Annotated in this window: 3 protein-coding genes; 1 reads left to right on the top strand and 2 read right to left on the bottom strand. The window is 68.3% G+C overall.

All coding sequences use genetic code 11. From position 1 onward, the window contains the following. Positions 1–226: 226 nt before the first annotated feature. On the bottom strand, positions 227–1,453 hold the full coding sequence (locus ACTWP9_RS36570) for an MFS transporter (protein WP_443250630.1): 1,227 nt from the start codon (positions 1,451–1,453) through the stop codon (positions 227–229). A 572-nt stretch (positions 1,454–2,025) separates the two neighbouring features. Here ACTWP9_RS36570 and ACTWP9_RS36565 point away from each other — a divergent pair. Further along, positions 2,026–2,484: a hypothetical protein gene (locus ACTWP9_RS36565; protein WP_443250629.1), complete on the top strand. Its 459-nt coding sequence runs from the start codon at positions 2,026–2,028 to the stop codon at positions 2,482–2,484. 88 nt (positions 2,485–2,572) lie between these two features. Here ACTWP9_RS36565 and ACTWP9_RS36560 read toward each other — a convergent pair whose 3' ends face one another. Further along, the gene (locus ACTWP9_RS36560; protein ID WP_443250628.1) at positions 2,573–2,743 is read right to left on the bottom strand and encodes a hypothetical protein; all 171 of its coding nucleotides are present in this window, start codon (positions 2,741–2,743) and stop codon (positions 2,573–2,575) included. Between the last annotated feature and the right edge of the window lie 503 nt (positions 2,744–3,246).

Raw genomic sequence — 3,246 nt, 5'->3', positions numbered from 1 at the left:
GTGGGAGCCGGCGCGGAGCGCCGGGAACACCGCAGCCGCGGCGCGGCTCGGATTCAGCCCGAACGCCACCTCTGCCTGCCCCGGCCGCGGAAGACCGTCACCGGAATCACCGCACGCGCCCGCACACAAAAACGGGCCCCGGACGCCCTGTGGCGCCGAGGCCGAACACCAGCCAGTCAGCTGCTACCCACCGAAGGAGGCAACAGCGTGACACTCAACGTATGGACTACTTCACCAGAGCGACCTGCTTCGGATGGTCCTCACGGATCTCCGGGGTGAGCCCCCTCATGTCCTTCCGGAACACAGTGCCCTGAGTCACCAGGAAGTACAGCACCGCAGCCGCAAACAGCGGCACGGTCAGCCCGAAGTGGTCCACGACAAACCCGGCGGCAAGGCCGCCGAGGGAACTCCCCAGCTTGGAAACCGAACCGCCGAGGGACCTCGCCCGGCTCCGGAACTCCTTCGGAGGCCACCGGTACGTGATCTTCCCGACCAGCGAGTAGGGGAACGCACCGGCGAACCCGGCCACGATCCAGGCAGTCATGACGAGCCACACCGGCGCGCCCAGAGCAAGCACGAGCAGCTGAGGAACGATCAGGAGATAGCCCGCCGCCAGAATCACCGCGGGCCGCACCCGCTCGATCACCGGTACGGCAACGAGGCTTCCTACGAAGCCCGCGAACGCCGCCGCGCTCACAAGCGCTCCGATCACTCCCGGACCGGAGGCGGTCTCCTTGGCCCAGAGGGGCAGGAACACACCGTTCATCGGCGCAACGAGAAAACCCATGAGGGCCAGCATCACGTGCAGCCTGACGAGCAAGCCGTCCTTGCGGAAGTAGCTGATCCCTTCACCGAGACTCCGCCAGTACCCGAGCTTCTCCTCGCTGGGGTCCATCTGGACATGGTCCGGCTCCATGCCGTGCGGCAGCGCCAGAGCGATGATCAAAGCGCTCACGGTGAACAGCGCGGCCACCACTGCCAGACCAATCACAGGCACCGGCGCCAGAAACGCACCGAGCGAAGGACCGACCACCTGACCGGCGGTCATCATCGACGAACTCAGGCTGATACCGCGGCCCTCGGCGACACCGACATAGCGCGCCGCCGCCGGAGCCAGAAAGCTCTTCGCCAGAGTGCCCGCACCGCCCGCGGCGCCCATCACCGCCAGGAGCGCCAGCAGCACCGGAAACGGCAGCCTGTCCATACTGACAAGCACAGCGATCAACGCGACGCAGCTCGTCTCGACCACGGAAGTGATCCACGACGTCCGCCGCAGCCCCACACGGTCCACCACCGGACCGGCCAGAAACCGCGCCACAACAGCCGGCGCCAGCTCCGCGAAGACAACCATCCCGGCCTGACTCGTACTGCCGGTCGTGACGAAGACGAACCACGGCATGGTCAAGGTCAGGACCCATGTGCCCATAACCCCCGTGAACGTCGAGGCGAGCACCCACGTCAGAGGGCTGAAATGCCTTGTGAGTGACCACCTCAGGGCCAAGCCGTTCCAAGTAGACACGGCCATGACACCTCCCAACTTCATAGGAGGCTCGGAACCACAGACACGGGCTCCGATGCCCCGCCGGGAACGTCCCGGCAGGGGGGCCCGGACGGGTGGCGGAGGTACCGGGGCGCAGCGGAGCAAGGCCCGGTACCTCCGGCACCTGTCAAGCTCCTGTGGCGGGGCGTTTCCGGCGGGGTATCGGAGCCCCACCTCGGGCCGTCACTGGGCGATGTGCGGCACTGGATCTTGAGGGACACCGTCGGCCCGGGCACACCGAAAGACCCTCGGCCCCCGCCGTGCGATACGCCTTCGGAAGAGCACCACCATCGAGGCGAACCAGCCCGCGCAATGCGGTAACCCTCACGCTGGAAAGACCACCGGAGAGACCACCGGCCGTTTGCTCAGCCCCATTCGGAAGTTGAGCCCGCACCGGCCACGACCGTTTTCCTTGTCTGTGGCGGTCACGCGGAAGATCAGAAGCCCCTTGTGGCGAGCGTTGTGAGTGTGAAACATGTGCCGACATGACGTCACGACACAACGAACGCCTCCAGGCACGGCGCCAGGCACTGCGCGAACAGCACAAGCGCGAACTGGAGGAGGCCAAGCGGCGCCAGGCCGCCCAGCTCGCCACGGTCACCACCTTCGACCAGCGCATAGCCAAACTGGAGGACGCCCGGCGCGAGGTGGCCGAGGCGGTCGCCGAGGCCGTCGCCGTGTTCGGCGGCCGACGCGAGGTGGCCGCGGCCCTCGGGTTGACCGCGGCCGAAGTGCGGGAGTACCTCAACACACACAACCGCGACGCGGACAGGAACGCGGACGGAGACGGAGACGCCGAGGACAACGCGGCCCCGGACACCAACCCGGGCGCCCCGGCAGCCGAAACCCCCGCACCCCCCGAAACCACTGCGCACCCGGCCCCGGAACCCCCGGCCGGACAACCCCCCGCCACCACACCGGCCCAGGCCCCGCACCCGGTCTGACCCAACCAGCAACCCGCACACAAAAAAGGTCCCGGCGCCGCCGCGATGGCGGCGCCGGGACCTACTACCCGTCGGTCTCGGCGAGGGTTCAGATCTTGCGGATGCCCTCGGCCCTCTGCTGCCCGCGCTCGTAGGAATCCGCAACGATCTCGTCCACGCGCTCGCTGGCCTCCTCGTACGTCACATCGAGGTTCGGGACCCCCAGATCCGTGCTGTCGCCGCTCTGGGTGGAGGCGCCGCTCTGGCTCGTGTCCTTCATGGCTGACGTCCCTTCTTGGCTGCCGGGATCGTCTGACTCCGTCTTCGGAGGGGCCCGCCCCTTGGTGGGCCCTGCCCGGCACTGCCCTTCAGGGCCGGGGGGTGGGGTGGGGGCAAGCCCGCGCACTTCGGGCTTGCGGCCACCCCACCCCCCGGTCCAGCTTTTGAGCAGCCGGGTAGGGGTCACCAAGGGGCCCCACAGACAGAGCCAGACGCCCGACACCGCGGAAGAAAGGCATGCCTTGGCAGAAGCCGCGACGTCCAAGGCGGACCGAACAGAGCGGCGAACTCGCACGTGCACAACAGCCGAACGGCTCGGTGCACAAGCCCGGGAAACCGGCCGAGAGGCCGCTCGGCACGGCGAGTACCGGGGGTACGGCGCCGTGCCGAGCAGCTCCACTCAGCGGACGGAACAAAACCACGGCCCCGTGCTGCACGACGGCGAGGTACTCACGGCCCTCACACACAAAAAAGGGCCCCGGTGCCGCCGATCTCGGCGGCACC

This window comes from Streptomyces sp. 3N207 (assembly GCF_052246355.1).
Classification (GTDB): domain Bacteria; phylum Actinomycetota; class Actinomycetes; order Streptomycetales; family Streptomycetaceae; genus Streptomyces.
Note: the sequence above shows the minus strand (reverse complement) of the source record. Positions and strands in the feature narration are given on the sequence as shown.

Coding starts and splice junctions, on each gene's coding strand:
- ACTWP9_RS36565 (WP_443250629.1), top strand. CDS start 2,026: ATGACGTCACGACACAACGAACGCCTCCAGGCACGGCGCCAGGCACTG.
- ACTWP9_RS36560 (WP_443250628.1), bottom strand. CDS start 2,743: ATGAAGGACACGAGCCAGAGCGGCGCCTCCACCCAGAGCGGCGACAGC.